The sequence below is a fragment of the Paractinoplanes polyasparticus genome (genome assembly GCF_019710575.1).
GTDB classification, from domain to species: Bacteria; Actinomycetota; Actinomycetes; order Mycobacteriales; family Micromonosporaceae; genus Actinoplanes; species Actinoplanes polyasparticus.
Map to the genome: position 1 here is coordinate 40,825 of NZ_JAHWFK010000003.1, position 17,384 is coordinate 58,208.

The 17,384-nt window shown below is 71.3% G+C and carries 17 protein-coding genes; 7 read left to right on the top strand and 10 right to left on the bottom strand.

Annotation, left to right across the window (positions count from 1 at the left end):
* Window positions 1–82: 82 nt before the first annotated feature.
* The 6 genes from KXC43_RS05455 (at window position 83) to KXC43_RS53200 (ending at window position 6,422) form a co-directional block, all read left to right on the top strand.
* Window positions 83–1,975, top strand: a complete 1,893-nt coding sequence (locus KXC43_RS05455) for a Na+/H+ antiporter NhaA (RefSeq protein WP_221374828.1) — start codon at window positions 83–85, stop codon at window positions 1,973–1,975.
* Window positions 1,976–2,019: 44 nt separating this feature from the next.
* Complete coding sequence (locus tag KXC43_RS05460) at window positions 2,020–3,507, top strand: MFS transporter (protein WP_221374829.1); 1,488 nt, start codon at window positions 2,020–2,022, stop codon at window positions 3,505–3,507.
* Window positions 3,504–4,649 (top strand): serine hydrolase domain-containing protein, encoded by a 1,146-nt coding sequence (locus tag KXC43_RS05465; RefSeq protein WP_308128970.1) that lies wholly within the window; start codon window positions 3,504–3,506, stop codon window positions 4,647–4,649. Before KXC43_RS05460 ends, KXC43_RS05465 begins: the two co-directional genes overlap by 4 nt.
* A gap of 71 nt (window positions 4,650–4,720) precedes the next feature.
* Complete coding sequence (locus KXC43_RS05470) at window positions 4,721–5,212, top strand: anthrone oxygenase family protein (protein ID WP_255643572.1); 492 nt, start codon at window positions 4,721–4,723, stop codon at window positions 5,210–5,212.
* Between the two features lie 75 nt (window positions 5,213–5,287).
* Window positions 5,288–6,079: a hypothetical protein gene (locus tag KXC43_RS05475; protein ID WP_221374830.1), complete on the top strand. Its 792-nt coding sequence runs from the start codon at window positions 5,288–5,290 to the stop codon at window positions 6,077–6,079.
* Complete coding sequence (locus KXC43_RS53200) at window positions 6,072–6,422, top strand: transposase (protein WP_221374910.1); 351 nt, start codon at window positions 6,072–6,074, stop codon at window positions 6,420–6,422. The genes KXC43_RS05475 and KXC43_RS53200 overlap by 8 nt, the downstream gene beginning before the upstream one ends.
* Here KXC43_RS53200 and KXC43_RS05485 read toward each other — a convergent pair.
* From KXC43_RS05485 to KXC43_RS05505, 5 genes are all read right to left on the bottom strand, one after another.
* Window positions 6,419–7,045, bottom strand: coding sequence for a response regulator (locus tag KXC43_RS05485; protein WP_221374831.1), 627 nt, complete (start codon window positions 7,043–7,045; stop codon window positions 6,419–6,421). The genes KXC43_RS53200 and KXC43_RS05485 overlap by 4 nt on opposite strands.
* Window positions 7,042–8,208: a sensor histidine kinase gene (locus KXC43_RS52600; protein ID WP_221374832.1), complete on the bottom strand. Its 1,167-nt coding sequence runs from the start codon at window positions 8,206–8,208 to the stop codon at window positions 7,042–7,044. Before KXC43_RS52600 ends, KXC43_RS05485 begins: the two co-directional genes overlap by 4 nt.
* Window positions 8,198–8,569: a hypothetical protein gene (locus KXC43_RS05495; protein ID WP_221374833.1), complete on the bottom strand. Its 372-nt coding sequence runs from the start codon at window positions 8,567–8,569 to the stop codon at window positions 8,198–8,200. The genes KXC43_RS52600 and KXC43_RS05495 overlap by 11 nt, the downstream gene beginning before the upstream one ends.
* A gap of 71 nt (window positions 8,570–8,640) precedes the next feature.
* On the bottom strand, window positions 8,641–10,056 hold the full coding sequence (locus KXC43_RS05500; protein WP_221374834.1) for a pyridoxal phosphate-dependent decarboxylase family protein: 1,416 nt from the start codon (window positions 10,054–10,056) through the stop codon (window positions 8,641–8,643).
* Between the two features lie 9 nt (window positions 10,057–10,065).
* A complete protein-coding gene (locus tag KXC43_RS05505) occupies window positions 10,066–10,653 on the bottom strand; it encodes a DUF2278 family protein (protein ID WP_221374835.1) in 588 nt (195 codons plus the stop codon).
* Window positions 10,654–10,822: 169 nt separating this feature from the next.
* Between KXC43_RS05505 and KXC43_RS05510 the strand changes: the two genes are divergently transcribed.
* Complete coding sequence (locus KXC43_RS05510) at window positions 10,823–11,398, top strand: lysophospholipid acyltransferase family protein (RefSeq protein WP_255643574.1); 576 nt, start codon at window positions 10,823–10,825, stop codon at window positions 11,396–11,398.
* A gap of 150 nt (window positions 11,399–11,548) precedes the next feature.
* On the opposite strand, the gene KXC43_RS05515 is transcribed toward KXC43_RS05510, so the two are convergent.
* From KXC43_RS05515 to KXC43_RS05535, 5 genes are read right to left on the bottom strand one after another with little or no spacing between them, the layout of a single operon-like run.
* Complete coding sequence (locus KXC43_RS05515) at window positions 11,549–12,556, bottom strand: phosphotransferase family protein (RefSeq protein ID WP_221374837.1); 1,008 nt, start codon at window positions 12,554–12,556, stop codon at window positions 11,549–11,551.
* Entirely contained in the window at window positions 12,553–13,272 is a 720-nt protein-coding gene (locus KXC43_RS05520) for an SDR family oxidoreductase (RefSeq protein WP_221374838.1), read from the bottom strand. The genes KXC43_RS05515 and KXC43_RS05520 overlap by 4 nt, the downstream gene beginning before the upstream one ends.
* A complete protein-coding gene (locus tag KXC43_RS05525; RefSeq protein WP_221374839.1) occupies window positions 13,269–13,907 on the bottom strand; it encodes a TetR/AcrR family transcriptional regulator in 639 nt (212 codons plus the stop codon). The genes KXC43_RS05520 and KXC43_RS05525 overlap by 4 nt, the downstream gene beginning before the upstream one ends.
* On the bottom strand, window positions 13,904–16,111 hold the full coding sequence (locus tag KXC43_RS05530) for an AMP-binding protein (protein WP_221374840.1): 2,208 nt from the start codon (window positions 16,109–16,111) through the stop codon (window positions 13,904–13,906). Before KXC43_RS05530 ends, KXC43_RS05525 begins: the two co-directional genes overlap by 4 nt.
* Before the next feature lie 41 nt (window positions 16,112–16,152).
* Window positions 16,153–17,352: a sugar ABC transporter permease gene (locus KXC43_RS05535; RefSeq protein ID WP_221374841.1), complete on the bottom strand. Its 1,200-nt coding sequence runs from the start codon at window positions 17,350–17,352 to the stop codon at window positions 16,153–16,155.
* Window positions 17,353–17,384: the final 32 nt, after the last annotated feature.

A 17,384-nucleotide genomic window follows, 5' to 3' on the forward strand; every position in this document is an offset into this window, starting at 1 on the left:
GCGCCGAGGTGAACGGCAGCTCCCGATAGGCGCAGGTCACAGACTGTGGCGGGCCGGGCTACCGCGTGCTTGGGTGTGATCCGTGACCGACACGACCGACCAGAGCGACTCGACCCGGACGACCAGGTGGAGGCGCCGGGTCGCCACCCCGCTGCGCGACTTCCTGAGCACCGAGGCGGGCAGCGCCGGCGTGCTGGTCGCGGCCATCGTCGCCGCCCTGATCTGGGCCAACACGGCCGACAGCAACTACGAGTCGTTCTGGCACACGGCCGTGAGCTTCGAGTTCGGCAGCCGGGGCATCGAACTCGACCTGCGGGAGTGGGTCAACAGCGGCCTGATGACCCTGTTCTTCCTGGTCGTGGGGCTGGAGGCGCGACGCGAGTTCGACCTTGGCGACCTGCGCGACCGGCGGCGGTTCGTCCTCCCCGCACTGGCCGGCATCGCGGGCATGGCCCTGCCCATCGGCATCTTCCTGGCGTTCAACCACGGGCACGCGGGCGGTGCGGGCTGGGGCGCGGCGATGTCGACCGACACCGCGCTCGCGCTGGGCCTGCTCGCGCTGGTGGGCCGGCACGTGCCGGTGCAGGCGCGGCTGTTCCTGGTGACGGTGTCGGTGGTCGACGACGTGGTCGCGCTGATCGTGATCGCCGTGGCCTACTCGGACGACATCCGGATGATGCCGTTGATCGTGGCGGTCGTAGCCTTCCTGCTGACCCTGGTGATGGTTCGGGCCGGCGTGCGCAGCGGGTTCGTCTACCTGCCGGTCTGCCTGGTCGTCTGGGGCGCGACGCTCGAGAGCGGCATCGACCCGGTCGTGTCCGGCCTGGCCATCGGGCTCGCCGCCGCCGCGTACACCCCCGGCCGCAACGACCTCGAGCAGGCCAGCGACCTGTTCCGTTCGTTCCGCGAGCAGCCGACCCCCGAGCTCGCGCGGTTCGCCCGGATGGGCCTGCTGCGGTCGCTCTCCCCCAACGACCGGCTGACGCGCACCTGGTCGGGCGTGTCGAGCTACCTGATCGTGCCCCTGTTCGGCTTGGCCAACGCGGGCATCGTGATCGACGCGGGCTTTCTCGGTGACGCGCTCGGCTCCCGGGTCACGCTGGGCGTCTTCTTCGCGTACGTGGTGGGAAAGCCTCTCGCCATCACCGGTGTCTCCGCGCTGGTGACGCGGCTGAGCCGCGGCCGCGTCCGACCGGCCGCCGGATGGGCGTCGGTGCTGGGCACCGGGACCATCGCCGGCATGGGCTTCACGGTGTCGTTCCTGATCGCGAACCTGGCGTTCGAGGAGCCCGAGCTGTCCGACGCCAAACTGGGCCTGCTGCTGGCCATCCCGGCCGCGTCGCTGATCACGTGGACGGTCTTCTGGGTGACCGGCCGGCTGCCGAGGCCCCGCAAGGCGGTCGCGCTGCTCGGCGATGTCGAGGAACTGATCGACCTGATCCCCGACGTCGACCCGGAACGCGACCACGTGCGCGGCCCGGCCGAGGCCACGGTGACCCTGGTCGAGTACGGCGACTTCCAGTGCCCGTACTGCGGCCGGGCCGAGCCCATCGTCCGCGAGCTGCTGACCGACGACGACCTGCGCTACGTGTGGCGCCACCTGCCCCTGACCGACGTGCACCCGCAGGCGCAGCTGGCCGCGCAGGCCGCGGAGGCCGCCGGCCTGCAGGGCAAGTTCTGGGAGATGCACGACTTGATGTTCACCCAGCAGGACCACCTGCGGATCGCCGACCTGCTGCGCTACGCCGGCGAGCTCGGCCTCGACCAGGACAGGTTCCACGACGACATGATGCAGACGATCTGCAAGGACAGGATCAGCGCCGACCTCGAGTCGGCCGACCTCAGCGGCGTCTCCGGCACCCCCACGTTCTTCATCAACGGGCGTCGTCACTACGGCTCGTACGACGTACAGACCCTGAAGGAAGCCATCCGGGTGGCCCGCGTGCGCGCGAAGATCGCCGCCAAGCGCCGCTGAACGGTGGCCGGTTTCTGTCGTAGGGCTCGCATAGAGTCTCGTGCGTGGAACCGGGAGCGGGGGCGCCGGCCAAGGCGAGGGAGGCGCGCACCCATTGGGCGGCGGCGCTGGCCAATGGGCCTCGTGAGCTGCTCGATTTCCTGTTGCCGCTGTGGGCCGGGGCCGCGCTCGGCGCAACCGCGACGCAGGTCGGCCTGCTGATCGCGGTCGAGTTGGCGGTGTCGGTGGCGGCGCGGCCGGTGGCGGGGTGGCTGGCCGACGTGCGGGATCGGCGGCGGGTGGCCGCCGTGGGCGCCCTGCTCTACGCGGTTTCCTGCCTGGGGTATGCGTTCGCCGCGGGTCTCGCGGTCGCCTTCGGCGCGGCGGCGATCGGCGGCGTGGGTGGGGCGTTGCTCTGGGTTTCCGTACGCGCCATGGCCGGCGAGCGATTGGCCGAGGACACAGCGGTGTACGCCCGGCTGACCGCCGCCGAGGAGAACGGGACGTGGATCGCCTTCGTGGCCGGCTTCACGGTGTTGCAGGCCGCGGGCTACCGCTCCGTCTTCCTGGGGTGCGCGGTCGCCTGCCTAATCGCGGCGGGCGCCCTGCTCGGCGCGCCGGCCCGAGCGGTCCCGCCCGCGCCGCCCCTGCCGGGAAGCACTCTGCGGCGGCTGCGCCCGATGCTGCTGGCCGTCGTCATCACCATGACGGCCGAGGCGGCGGTCGGGCTGCTCCTGCTGCTGCACCTGCAACGCCGGTTCGAGCTGCAGATCGTCGAGATCGCCTACGTCTTCCTGCCCGGCGCGATTGCCATGGCCCTGCTGCCGACGTGGCTGCACCGGTTCGTGCTGCGCTACGGCCGCACCCGGGTGCTGGCCGTGGCGTCGGTGTCGTCGGCGGTCTTCGCGGCGGCCCTGGCCTGGTCGCCGCATCCGGTGGCGATCGCCGGACTGTGGATCCTCAGCGGGGTGGCCTGGGCCGCGGTGCTCCCGATCCAGCAGGCGGTGATCGCCGAGGCCTCCGGCTCGCAGGTGGGTCGCGGCATGGGCGCGTACGAGGCCGCCGTCCTTCTCGGCGCCCTGATCGGATCGCTGGCAGCCGGCGTGCTCTACGACGCCGGGCCGTGGCCGCTCGCCTGCGCCCTGGCCGCCGCCGTGATCCTCTCGGGCGCCGTGCTCGTCCCCTGGTCGGTGCGCGCGGTGGGCGTACCCGATATCCCACCCGCACCGCCTCCACTCGCAACGTCCACGCCCGCACCCCCCACGCCCGACACGGAACCGGCGCCCGACGCGGAAGCCAAGCCGGCCCGGTCGCCGTATCGCAAGCTGGCCGAGCACGCCGCGCTCTACACCCTCGTCCAGGTCGTGCTGATCGTCCTGGCCGAATCCTGGCTGCTCGACCTCGCCCGCGGGAACGCCGACATCCTCAACGGCACCCGGAAGGGCGGCGCGTCGTTCGTGTACGGCGCCGGTCGCATCTGGACCTTCATCATCGTCATCGATCTCGTGTGGACCCTGATCGCCGCGCGTCGCTACCGGAGGAGCAGCAAGTGACTTTCTCGAAGAACCGGCTCACCCGGCTGCGCGGTCAGCTCCAGCGCCGTGTCGACGACGGCTTCGCGCCCGGCATGCTCGCCCTGCTGGCCCGCCGCGGCGAGGTGCACGTCGAGGCGACCGGCTACCTCGCGTACGAGGGCGCCGGCTCGACCACGCCGATGGCCACCGACACGATCGTCCGCATCGCCTCCATGTCGAAGCCGATCGTCGCCGCCTGCGCGATGACCCTGGTCGAGGACGGCACCCTGCGCCTCGACGATCCGGTGGACGATTTCCTGCCCGAACTGGCGAACATGACCGTGCTCGCCGACCCCACCGGGCCGCTCGACGACACTGTCCCGGCCGAGCGCCCGATCACCCTGCGCGACCTGCTGACGTACACCTTCGGCACCGGCATGGTGGACGCCGGTCCGATCGCCGACGCCCTGGACGGCCTCGGCTACCCGCCGCCGGCCGACTTCGTGGCCCGGCTCAGCGCGCTGCCGCTCGTGCACCAGCCCGGCGAGCGCTGGATGTACGACACCGCAGCCGCCGTGACCGGGGAACTCATCGCCCGGGCGACCGGCACGAGCTTCGGAGCGGCCCTGCGCGAGCGGCTGCTCGACCCGCTCGGGATGCGGGACACGGGCTTCCTCGTCGGCCCCGACTGCCTCGACCGCTTCGCCACCGCGTACGCGGCCGAGAACCCCACCGAGGTCGAGGACGGCCTCGACGGGCTGCTCAGCCGGCCACCGGCCTTCGAGAACGGCAGCGGCGGGCTCGTCTCGACGGCCGAGGACTACCTGGCCTTCGGCTCGGCCCTGCTCGCCGGGGGCAACGGCGTTCTCTCGCGGCCGGCCGTGACCCTGATGACGACCGACCACCTGACCCCGGCCCAGAAGGCCGTCTCCGGCTTCCGGCCGGACTACTTCGCCGCCATGGGCTGGGGTTTCGGGATGTCGGTCCAAACCCGCCGCACCGGCCTCGGCCCGTCGGCCGGCACCTACGGATGGCCCGGTTTCTACGGCACCGCCTGGTACAACGACCCGGCGGAGGACCTGACCGCGATCTTCATCATGCAGCGGGCGCACGCCGGCGACCAGACCGGAACGCTCTGGGCCGACCTGTGGACCGCCGTCTACCAGGCGATCGAGGACTGACAAGCGTCTCGCGCATGGGGTGTGGACGCTCGGCGATGGAGCACCGGGCGCCGCGCCGGTTGACTGGGGGCATGTTCGCACTGCGAGTGACCGCGCTGATCGCGGCAACCATGACGACCGGGTTGATGGCCGGAGTGTTCGGCCTCTACCAGCACACCGTGATGACCGGCCTGGGCCGCACCGGCGACCGCACGTTCATCGGCGCCTTCCAGGCGATCGACCGGGCGATCATCAATCCCTGGTTCCTGCTCAGCTTCGTCGGGGCGCTGCTGTTCACGGCCGTCTCGGCGTTCCTCAACCCGGGCCGGCAGATCCTGCCCTGGGTGCTGGCCGCGCTCGTGCTCTACATCGTCGTCTTCGCCATCACCGTCGCCGTCAACGTGCCGATGAACGACGCCCTCAAGGCCGCCGGCGACCCCGACCGGATCCCCGATCCGGCCGCCGTCCGCGCCGCCTTCGACGAGGCGCGCTGGGTGGCCTGGAACCTGGTCCGCACACTCGCCACCACGGCCGCCTTCGGCTGCCTGTGCTGGGCGCTCGTCGCCCGGGGCAAGCTCGGTTAGAGCTAGTGCGGTGGCCACTAACGTTCACGGGTCTGCCACTGGTCGTATAACACCTAGCCGTGCGACGATAGCGGTATGCCTAGACGTCAGGACGTAGGAACCGGTCCGGTGGTGCACCGCACCGCCCGGATCGGCCTGCGCCTGACCCGCGCCCAACGGCAACGCTGCTTCGGCCTGCTGCACGCGGCCGGTGATGTGTGGGCGTGCGTGTTGGAGGTCAATGCTTGGCGGCGTCACCGGGACGACCAGCCGGCCGCCGGCTATCAGCAGTTGTGCCGGCTGTTGGCCGAGTCGGGGCCGGGCACGTTCGGTGAGCTCGACACGACCGGGGCGCGGTCGGTGCTGCGTCGCTACTCCGATGCCTGGTTCTCCGCCGCCGCCCGCCGCAAGGCCGGCCTCATCGAGGTGCGGTTTCCGCGGCGCCGGCGGGCGTTGATGCCGGTCCGCTGGTATCACGGCACGTTCACCCTGACCGGACGTGCCTTGCGGCTACCGGCCGCCCGCGGTTGCCCGCCGCTGCTGGTCCGCCTGGCCCGGCCGGCACCGTATCCGCCGGGCGCGGTGCGATCGGTGACGCTGGTGTTCGACACCGGCCGGTTGTGGATCGACGTCACCGCCGAACTGCCCGTGGCCACCTACCCGCCCGGCAGTCAACCCGACCCGGCCCGGGCGGCCGGGGTCGACCTGGACATCATCCACCCGTTCGCCGCCGCCGACCCGGCGGACGGCACCGCCCTACTGATCTCCGGGCAGGCCATCCGCGCCGAACACCGGCTGCACCTGACCGAGCCGGGATCCGCGTGCATCTGGTCGATGAAAACGCGGCACCTCCTCCACCTGCCCCCACTGCCGGCAACCGATCAGTAAACCGCGGGGCCGGGTGATGACCTGCCCACATTGTCAGTTCGCCGGGCATCGTGATGTTGCCGCGGCGTTCACCATCGCCACCCGCACCCCGGGCGGCGCCACCACCACCCCGATGTCAGCCCGACCGTGGGTGGTCACGCACCGTCGAGCCGGAACCCACCTGCCCGGGCGGGGACCAGCACGGCGTGACCCACGCCGCCCACCACGAGCGGTTTCAGGGTCAGTTGGCCGGCGGAGGCCCGCCCCACCACCACCGGTAGGGAGTCGCTCGCTCACTACGGTGAGCGAGGATCCACAACGAAGCCGGACCCAACCCGGCCAACATTCGTGGACACCGCACTAGATGCCGGCGTCGCGGGCGCGGGCGATCGCCTCCGCCCGGGAGGCGACGTGCAGCTTGCTGAAGACGTTGCTGACGTAGTTGCGTACGGTCTTGGCACTGAGCTGGAGCTGGGCCGCGATCACGTCGTTGGACAGACCGCGGGACATCAGCTGCAGCACGTTGCGCTCGCTGGCCGTCAGGCTGGGGAACGGCTCGGCCGCTGGGCGGCCCGCGAAGAACGCCACGATGCGCGAGGCGATGGCCGCGCTGAAGATGGCCTCGCCGTGGCCCACGGCCAGGATGGCCCGGGTCATCTCCGCATCGTCGGTGTCCTTCAGGACGTAGCCCCGGGCGCCGGCCCGCAGGGCCGCGAAGACCGAGTCGTCGTCCTCGAACATCGTCACCACGAGGATGTGCGGGCCGTCCGGCAGCGACGCCAGGCGCCGGATCGCGGTCAGGCCGTCGCCGGCCGGCATGTGCAGGTCCATGAGGACGAGCTGCGGCTTGAGCTCGAGAGCAAGGTCCACCGCCGCTCTGCCGTCGACCGCCTCGCCGACCACCGACACCTCGGGCATCGTGGCCAGCAGCGCCCGCAAGCCCTTGCGGAACAGCGGGTGGTCGTCCGCCACGAGCACCGTGATCATGAGTTTTCCAGCGCGAAGGTGACGGCGACCCGGGTCCCGCCGCCGGCGGCGCCGTCGATGGCCAGGGTGCCGCCGAGCTCGCTGCTGCGCTCGCGCATCGACCGGTGGCCGACGCCGGCCAGATAGTCGGCGGGCAGTCCGCGCCCGTCGTCGGTGACCGTGAGTGTCACCCCGGCCGGGGAAACGGCCACATCGACTGCGCACGTCGTGGCGGACGCGTGCCGGGCCGCGTTGTGCAGAGCCTCCGCCGCTATCCGGTACAACGCCACCTCCACCGCGGCCGGGAGCACGGGCATCGGCTCCGGCGCAGACACCGTACGGGAAAGCCCGTCGCCCGACCGCAGATTACGCAGCGCGTCGACGAGGCCGAACTCGTCCAGCAGGGGCGGCCGCAGCTCGTAGACCAGGCGACGGATGTCGGCTGTCGCCTGCCGGACGTCGGTGCGGAGCTCCCCCGCCAGGTCCGCGGCCGCCGCCGGGTCGGTCCGGACCGTACGCTGAAGCACCCCCAGCCGCAGCCCGAGCGACGCCAGCGTCGGCCCCAGTCCGTCGTGCAGGTCGCGGCGGATGCGCAATCGCTCCTCCTCGCGGGCCGCCACCAACCGCTCGCGCGAGCGGGCCGCGTACAACGTCATCGCGACCTGCCGCCCCAGATCCTCGAGCAGTCGCACGTCGGCCGCCGACAGCCTGTCCCGCCGGCGGCGCGCGCTCACCCGCAGGGTGCCGAGCCGCTCGTCCTGATAGGTGAGCGCGATCTCGACCATCGACGCGCCCTGCGGCACCTTCCCGTACGAGGTCACGACGCGCCCGTCCGACTCGATCTCCACGTACGGCAGGGCCATCGTGCCCGCCAGGGCCGCCGCCACCGACGGGAGCAGCTGCCTCGACACGTGCCCCGCCACCTCGTACGCGTTGTCCCGCTGCCCGAACGCGAGCTGATGCACCCCGCGGTCGAGCCAGGCCGACACCGGCGCCCAGGTCGCGGCGACGACGGCGAACGCGATCGCGTGCGACCACCACGGGATCTCGTCGAGCGACCCGATCGGCCGGTGCGGAAAGGTGGACACCGCGGCGACCAGCCCGGTCACCACAAGGGCGTACCAGATCAGCAGGAACGGAAGGAGCAGCTGATAGAGGCGGCGGTTGGCCGCGTCAGACCGCACTGACGACCCGTTCCCGCCACAGGCAGAACGAGATGACGACGACGTGGTGGACCAGCATCACCGACGCGAAGAGCAGCTCGGCGCCGGTGCGGTCGAACAGCAGCGAGGTGACCGCCTGCACGATCCAGAACGCGTTGACCGCGATGAGCAGCACCGCGCCCCACTTCTGCAACCGCCAAGCGCCGTACGCGGCCACCAGCGCCAGCACGTCGGAGGTGAAACTGCCCAGCACCAGGCCGAACGGCGCCTCGCTGTCGCGCGCGCCGAGCACCAGGTTGGGCAGGTCGAACAGCGCGATGCCGATGATCGCCACCAGCACCGACAGTGCGGCCGCGATTCTCAGCGCGGTCGAGCGGGTCATACGTCCCATGAGAAGCCCTCCGGATCACCGTTGTCGAGGGCCTTCACGCTAGGAACGGGCCGTCCCACCGGTCACGATGCGCGTGTCCCGACCTCATGGGACACCTTCTGGGCGAGCTCAAGCACCACGTCGACGAACAGGTCGACGTCCGCCTCGGTGGTGCGCCAGTTGACGATGGCCGGGCGCAGCGCGACCCGGCCGTCGTACACGGTCGTGCCCGCGTACACCCGGCCGTCCCGCAGCAGGGCGGCGCCGAGGCGACGGTTGAAGTCGTCGAGGTCGGCCACGCCGCGCGGCCTGGCCCGGAAGCACACGATGCACAGTTTCACGTCGGCCAGCCGTTCCAGCTCGGGCGCGGCGTCGACGCGGGCCGCCAGGTGCTGGGCCAGATCGAGGTGGCGCTCGATCATCGCGCGGTGACCGGCTTTCCCGTACGCGGCCAGCGTGGCCCAGATCGGCAGCGAGCGCGCCCGGCGGGAGGATTCGGGCCCGTACAGCGCGAAGCCGCTCGCCGGGTCGCCCGGTCCGGGCAGGTAGGCCGCACCCGGCATGCCGAACGCCGCCCCCAGCCGGGCCTGATCACGGACCAGGGCGAAGCCGCTCTCGTACGGCACATTGAGCCACTTGTGCGCGTCGGCCGCGATCGAGTGGGCGCGGTCGATGCCGTCCACGAGAGGGGCCGTACGCGGCGAAAGGGCGGCGAACAAGCCGAACGCGCCGTCGACGTGCAGCCAGCAGCCGAACTCCTCGGCCAGCCCGGCCAGCTCGGCCACGGGGTCGAAGTCGCCCGCGTTCACCTCGCCCGCGTTCGCGATGAGCACGGCCGGGGCGCCCTTCAACGAATCCAGGTGCCGCCGCATCAGGCCGAGGTCGACCCGCCCGACGCCGTCCCGCGCGCAGACCATCACGGCGTTGCGCCCGTGCCCGAGCATCTGCAGGGCCTTGCGGGCGCTGGCGTGCACGTACCCCGATGACAGCACCGGCATCCGCGGCAGCTCGGCCAGCCCGTCCGCTGCCGTGTCGACCCCGTGCTGGAACCCCCACCAGTGAGTCGCGCAGCCCAGCGACGTGAAGTTGGCGAACGTGGCGCTGCCCACCAGCGCCCCGCCCCACGATTCCGGCAGCCCGAACAGGTCCCGCAGCCAGCCCAGCGCCACCGTCTCCACCTCGTGCGCGAACGGCGACGACACCTTGGAGAACGCGTTCTGGTCGAGCAACGCCGCCGTCCAGTCCGCGGCCAGCGCCGCCGGCGTCACTCCCCCGGTCACGAAATGAAAGAACCGCGGCCCCGACGACGCCGTGCCGGCCGCCGTCCCCACCCGGAGCAGCCGCTCGAGCACCTCGGCCGGATCGCTTCCCGACTCCGGCAACGGACCACCGAGCTCAGCAAGAAGCGACAGCGCCGCCGCATCCTGCACAGCCCGCCCCGGCAGCGACGCGAGGTAGGCCCCGGCAGCCGCGTGAACCTGCCCCAGAAGATCCGACATGCGAGCAGACTACGGCGCGCCCACGACCGGATGCCCGTCGTCGTCGGTCCACCCGGCCTGCGTGGAGAACTTCGACAGGAACACATCGAGCCGCCCGTCCGGCCGCTCGGTCACGGTCCCGCCGTCCTGCCAGATCCCGTTCTCGTCCCACCACTGCGAGCCGTACGGGTCTCCCTGATTCTGATGTACGTTGTGCATCCCGAGCCCCTCGTCGAACGGCTCCCCGAACACGAGAATCCGCCGCCCCACCTCGAGGATCGGTTCCAGCGCGGCCGAGGCCTCGAGAAACGACCCACTCCGCCAAGGCGCGTCCAGCGCGAGCCCCGGATGGCGCAGGTAGTCGAGCGCGCCTTCCCCCGGCATCCGCTTCAGCTCGTGATACCCCGGCGCCCGCGCAGCGACCGGTTCCATCGCGAAGACCTTCCACTGCACCCCGGTGGCTGAGCTCTTGCTGTCCACGTCGACGGCACACTTGTACCGGCCCGCCGGCGCGTCCACCCGCAGGTTGACGTGGAACCAGCGACCCTGATCGTCGGGCTGGTCGCGAAAGTGCCGCTGCAACACCCCAGCCAGCACGCCGTACCGCTCAAAGGGCATACTCGCAGTCAACCAGCCCTACCGCGACGACGCCTGTCCGATCGGGGACATGTCGTCTTCTCCTCCGCGCTGATCCGGCGGGGCCGACTGAGAGTGAGTCATGGAACGCAATCGTTCAGCCGCTGCTACGAACACCGCCGGCCGGATCCCGCCGGTGTATCGAGCGGTCATGACGGCGGCAGGGCCGATCGTCCGCTGGTGGGGTCGTCTCGAGGTGGTCGGCCTGCACCACCTCCCGATGCACGGCGCGACAATCGTCCCGGCCAACCACGACAGCGCGTGGGATCCCGTGGTCATCGCGTTCGCCGCCCGGCGGCACCGGCAGATCCAGGCCCTCGCGAAGGCGTCGTTGTGGAAGAACCCGCTGCTGCGGCGCGTGCTCGACGGGATGGGGCAGATCCCCGTCCGGCGCGGCCAGACCGACACGGACGCCTTGGACGCCGCGGTGCAGTGCCTTTCGGCCGGCGGCTGCGTCGGAATCTTCCCCGAAGGCAGCCGCTCGCAGGGCCGGCAGCTGCGCGCCCGCAGCGGTGTCGGACGCCTCGCTCAGGCCGTGCCCCAGTCCCGCATCGTCTGCGCCGCGGTCTCCGGGACCGTGGACATCACCCGCTTCCCGCGACGCCCCCGGCTGAAGGTGACGTTCTTCGAGCCCACCCCGTCGTCACCATCGGAATCGGCCTCGGATCTCGCCACGAGGCTCACCGCCGAACTCCGCGCCGTCGCACCGGTGGCAGCCGGGCGGTAGCACGGTCACCGCCCACGTTTGCCCCGGGCATCCGGCTATTCGTAGCCTCCGCAGAGCGCTTCGGGCAGGCGGGCGCGGCAGCCAGCACCAGAGCGACAACCTTGGCCGTTCGGCGGCCGGTCCGCTTCATCGGAGCAGACATGCGGACGATCACGGGGTGAGGGCGCGGAGGCCGGCCGCGAGCAACGGCTGCACAGCGTCCTCGGCCCGGGCCGACGTCGGGTCCGCGGCGGCGCCCCGGCGGGCGCGGTAGCTGATGCCCTGGGCGATGACGGCCAGTTTGAAATTGGCCAGGGCCAGATAGAACGGCCAGTGGTCGAGGCTCACGCCGCGGCGGCGGGCATAGGCCTCGGCTATCGCGTCGGCGCTGGGCAGGCGGTCGCTGGCCCAGGCCGCGTCCAGGCCCAGGATCGGGTCGAGCTGGGGCTGGCGGTAGACGCACATGAGCGCGATGTCGGTCAGCACGTCGCCGACCGTGGCCAGTTCCCAGTCGACCACGGCCAGAACCTTGCTGATGTCGGCGCTGTCGAGCAGCGTGTTGTCGATCCGGAAGTCGCCGTGCACCACGCCGATGTGGGCCGACCGGGCCGGCACCGCCTCGGTCAGGCGGCTGTGCAGGGCCGTCGCGTCGGGCAGGTCCCGGCTCTTCACCTCGGTCCACTGCCGCCACCACAGGCGCACCTGACGGTCGAGGAAGCCGTCCGGACGGCCCAGACCGCCCAGCCCCACCTCGTCGACATCCACCGCGTGCAGGTCGGCCAGCACCCGCACCAGTTCGGTCACGCACGAGTCGAGTTCGCGCGAGGTGTACGCCTCGAGCTGGGACCGGGTGCGCACGACCAGGCCGGTGATGAACGCCGACACCGCGAACGGCGCCCCGATCACGCCCGGGTCCTCGCAGAGCGCGACCGCCGGCGGCACCGGCACCGCGCTGTATTGCAGAGCCTGCGTCACTTTCCATTCCCGGGCCACGTCGTGGGCCGACGGGGTGAGGCCGGACATCGGCGGCCGCCGGACGATCCAGCGGTGAGCGCCGTCGGTGACCGCGTACGTCAAGTTGGACCGGCCGCCGCTGACCAGGGTGCTCGCCAGCGGCCCGGCCACCGGGATCCCCCGCTGCCGGAGGAACGCCCGCACCCCCTCGACGTCGAGGCTCACGGCCGGTGTCCCACGGCGGAGGCCCGGCGCATCACGATCTCGTCGATCACGCTGCGCGGCGACAGCTCCAGGACGGCCGTCACCGTGCGGACGACGTCGTCGACCGGGATCATCGTGCCGGGCGGCACGGTGTCGTGGACGTAGGCGCTCATGTCGGTGTCGACGTAGCCGGGCGCGATCGCCGTCGCCGTGACGCCGCGAGCCGATTCCTCCGCGTTGACGGCGCGGCACAACGCGAGCAGCGCCGCCTTGCTGGCCCCGTACACGCCCAGCGACGCTTCCGCGTGCACGCCGGCGATCGACGCCAGCGCGATGACCCGCGCCCCGCCCGAAGCCGACCGCAGCAGCGGCAGCAACTGGCTGACGAGCACGAACGGCGCCCGCGTGTTCAGCGCGAACTGCTTGTCGAAGCGCCCGATCGGATAGCCGTCGAGCGGTGCCGCCGATCCCACGCCGGCCGCCAGGATCAGCGCGTCCAAAGACGAGTTCTTCTCCGCGTACGCGGACACGACGGCGTCAGCGGCGTCCGGTGCGGCCAGGTCGACAGCGATCCTGTCGATCCGGGACCCGCCGACGCCGTCGAACGCCGCGGCGAGCCGGTCCGGATCACGGGCCACCACCGTGAGCTTCCACCCCTGGGCGGCGAGGGCGAGCGCTATCCCCCGCCCGATGCCGCGGGAGGCGCCGGTCACCAGCGCCGACCGTCCGGCGCTCACGCGGTCTCGCCCGGGATGCCGACGATGGAACGCGCGATCGTCGAGTACCGCTCCAGCAGCGCCTCGACCGGCAGCGACCCGTCCGGCCGGTACCACGATGCGACACCCACGCAGAGCGACGCGATGGCCCGGCTGGCGTCCTTCGGATACGGGGTGGCAAAGGCCTTCTCCCGTACGCCGTCGAGAATCACCCGGTCGAGCATGCGCTGCTGCTCGTCCCGTTTGGCGACGTAGCGCTCGCGGTTCTCGGGCTCCAGGCTGCGCAGCTCCGCCGTCGACACCGTGGCGCCGATCCGCCGGTACATGTGGAACCGCAGCAGCGACTCGACCAGCGCGTCGAACTGCGACCGCGGATCGCCGGGCGCGGCCGCCAGCGCCTGCTTGCTGCGGTCCAGCAGCTCGTCGATGATCACATTCATCAGGTCGAAGAGGATGTCCTGTTTGGACGGGTAGTAGTGGTAGACCCCCGGAACCGACAGGCCGCACCGGCGCGCGAGGTCGCGGGTCGTCGTGCCGTGATAGCCGTGCTCGAAGAAGGCCTGAAGGGCAGCGTCGAGGATGTTCGAGAGGTCTTGCGCCTCGTACTCGCGCCAGTCGTACCCGGCTGACATCTTCGCCTCTTTCGTCGTGCTCACGGCTGGCCCCGTCCCGCGCGCGCCGCCGCGATCAGCGTGTCGAGGGCGCCGGCGTCGTCGACGGCTCCCCGGTCGATCACGCGCTCGGGATCGGCGCCCTGGAGGATACGTTTGACCGGAACCTCAAGCCGTTTGCCCGTCCTGGTGTGCGGCAAACTGGGCACGAGGATGACGTCGTCGGGCACGTGCCGGGGCGACGTGCGCTCGGCGATCACCCGCTTGACGGCGGCCGGCTCGACCGCTCCGGCCGGCACGACGAACAGCGGCATCCAGTAGCCCCCGTCCGTCTGCTCCACGCCGATGAGCAGGGCGTCCGCCACGTTCGGCAGGTCGCTGATCGCCGCGTAGATCTCGGCCGAGCCCAGCCGCACCCCGTGCCGGTTGATGGTGGCGTCGGAGCGCCCGAGGATCACGTAGCCGCCGTGCGCGGTCCGCTCGATCAGGTCGCCGTGCCGCCACACGCCGGGAAAGACGTCGAAGTACGTGTCCCGCAGCTTCCGCCCGTCCTGGTCGTCCCAGAAGTAGAGCGGCATCGACGGCATCGGCGCGGTGATCACCATCTCGCCCGGCGTCCCGTCCGCCGCCTGGCGGCCGTCGGCTTCCCACACCTCAACGGCCGCACCCAGGGCGGCGGCGCTGATCTCACCGTCATACACCGCCGTGGTCGGAGCACTGGCGACGAAGACACCGCAGATGTCCGTTCCGCCGCTCATCGACCCGAGTTGGACAGTGTTGCTGACGTTCTCGCGGAACCACTCGTTGGCCGCGGCCGGCAGCACCGATCCGGTGACACCGACCAGCCGGACGGAGGGGATATCCGGTTTCAGGCCGGCTCGCTGCGAGGCCTCCAGATACCCCGGCGAGGTGCCGAACACGGAAACTTCGAGGTCGGCGACCACCCGCCACAACGCATCCGGCCCAGGAAAGGTCGGCTTGCCGTCATACAAAACGATGGTGGCGCCGTGCAGCAGCCCGCAGACCTGCGCGTTCCACATCATCCAGTTCGGCGTGGTGTACCAGAAGAACGTGTCGTCGCCCCGCAGATCCATGTGCAGCCCCGGCGACACGAGCTGTTCCAGCAGCACTCCCCCGTGCCCGTGCACAATGCCCTTGGGCTTGCCCGTGGTGCCCGACGTGAACAACACCCACAACGGGTGGTCGAAATCAACAGCCAGAGCCTCCCGCACAGGCGTAGCCCCGAGCGCCTCCACCCACGAACTGGATGAGCTATCCGACAGTTGCGCAGACTCGACCACGAGAGCGCGCTCCAGGCCGGATGGGGTATCCGCAACTCCGGCGGTTCGCACCGGGACAGCGGCCTCCAAACCGGATGAGCTATCTGCAACCCGGGCGGTGTCCACCGGGACTGCGCGTCTCAGGCCGGATGAGCTATCCGCCGCCCCGGCGTTATCGACCGGGACAACGCGCTCCAGATCGGATGAGCTATCCGCAACGCCGGCGGTCTCGACCGGGACGGCGCGCTTCAGACCGGATGGGGTATCCGCAATCCCGGCGGTCTCGACCGGGATGGCGTGCTCCTGACTGGATGCGCTGTCCGGCACTCCTGCGGTCTCTACCGTGATGGTGTGTTGCAGGCCGGGCAGTAACTGGCGCAACTCGTGGGCCGCGGCGCGCCGGTCGTGGACCTTGCCGCCGAAGCGGTAGCCCGTGCCGGCGATCAGCACCTTCGGGTTCAGCTGGGCCATCCGCTCGGCGGCCGAGGGCGCCGCATAGTCGAGTCCGGTCTGGGCCCACACCGCGCCGACCATCGCGGTGGCCACGAACGCGACCACTCCCTCGACGCAGTTGGGCAGATAGGCGGCCACCCGGTCGCCCGGTTCGACGCCGAGGGCGCGCAACCGTCCGGCCACCGCGCCGGCCTGGATGCGCAGTTCGGCGTATGTCAGAACCGTTTTGTCGCCGTCCTCCGCGACCAGAATCACGGCGGCCTGGTCGTCGCGCCCGGCGCGCAGCAGATGCCGCCCGAAGTTCAGCCTGCCCCCGGGGAACCACACGGCCCCGGGCATCCGTCGTTCCGCCAGCGCTTCCCGCGGCAGCGCGGCCCACTCGACGTCGAAGAACTCGGCGACCGCGCACCAGAACTCGCCCGGCGCCGCCACCGACCACGCGTGCAGCTCGTGGTAGTCCGTCACGTCGGTCAGCCGTGCGCGGCCCTGGTCGACCAGCCATTCGGCGAACCGCACGATCCGGGTGTCTCGGATCCGTGCCGGATCAGGTATCCACTTCATCGGCGCCGGCCCGGCCAGAGCGAGCCGCGGGTGAGGACCACGTCCACCGCCACGGCGATGATGAGCACCGACCCGGTCGCGAAGTACTGCACCTCGGTGGTCAGGCCCAGCAGCTGCACGCCGTTGCTGATCGAGCCGATGACCAGCGCGCCCAGGATGGCCGACCAGATCGACCCGCGCCCGCCGAACAGGCTGGTGCCGCCGACGACGGCGGCCGCGATCGCGTTCAGCATCAGCGGTCCGGCGCCGGAGGTGACCGAGACGCCCAGCTGCCGGGAGGCGTCGACCATGCCCGCGATCGCCGCGCACGCCCCGAGAATCAGGAACGAATAGATCACCATGCGCCGCACGGGGACGCCGGCACGCTGGGCCGCCTCCCGGTCGCCGCCCACCGCGTACAAGTGGATGCCGTATCGGGTCTGCGTGGTGAAGTACCAGGCGATCAGCAGCATGACCGCGACGATCAGCACCGGCATCGGCAGGCCCCGCTGGCGGGTCAGCGTGAAGACCCCGCCGAAGAGCACGACCGCGACGAGCACCGACGGCACGACGACCGCGACGGGAGACGTCCGCGTGCCTGTGGACATCCGTTCCCGGTACTGGACGAAGCGGTAGGCGGCGAACACCAGCGTTCCCATCGCGGCCAGCACATAGCCGGCGCCGGCTGGGATCGCCGTGCCAGCGATCTTCGCGAACGACGTGCCGGCCACGCTGACCGTGAACTCGGGCGGCAGCACGACCAGGATGAGACCCTGCAGGATGACCATGCCGCCCAGCGTCACGATCAGCGACGGCACCCCGAACGTGATCACGAGGGCCTCGACGAGCGTGATCGCCATGCCCGCGGCGATCGCCACCGCGATGGCCAGGGGCAGGGCCAGACCGCTGTTGACGGCCAGTCCGGCCGCGATGGCGGCACAGACTCCCGAGAGGACGGCCGAGGAAAGGTCGATCTCGCCCACCAGGAGGACGAAGACCACGCCCAGGGCCAGGATCGCCGTCGTCGCGATCTGCAGCGTCAGGTTGGTGATGTTCTGGAAGCTCAGGTAGGCCGGGCTCTGGCTGTAGAAGACGGTCCAGATGATGGCGAGCACAATCAGCACCGGGAGGCTGCGGTGCCCCCGCGCGGCCATCTCGATGGCCCGACCGGCCGGGGTTCGCCGGGTCTCGGGCGCGGAGGTCGTCGCGGTGCTCACAGCTCGTCTCCTTCATGGGCGCCGGCCGGGGT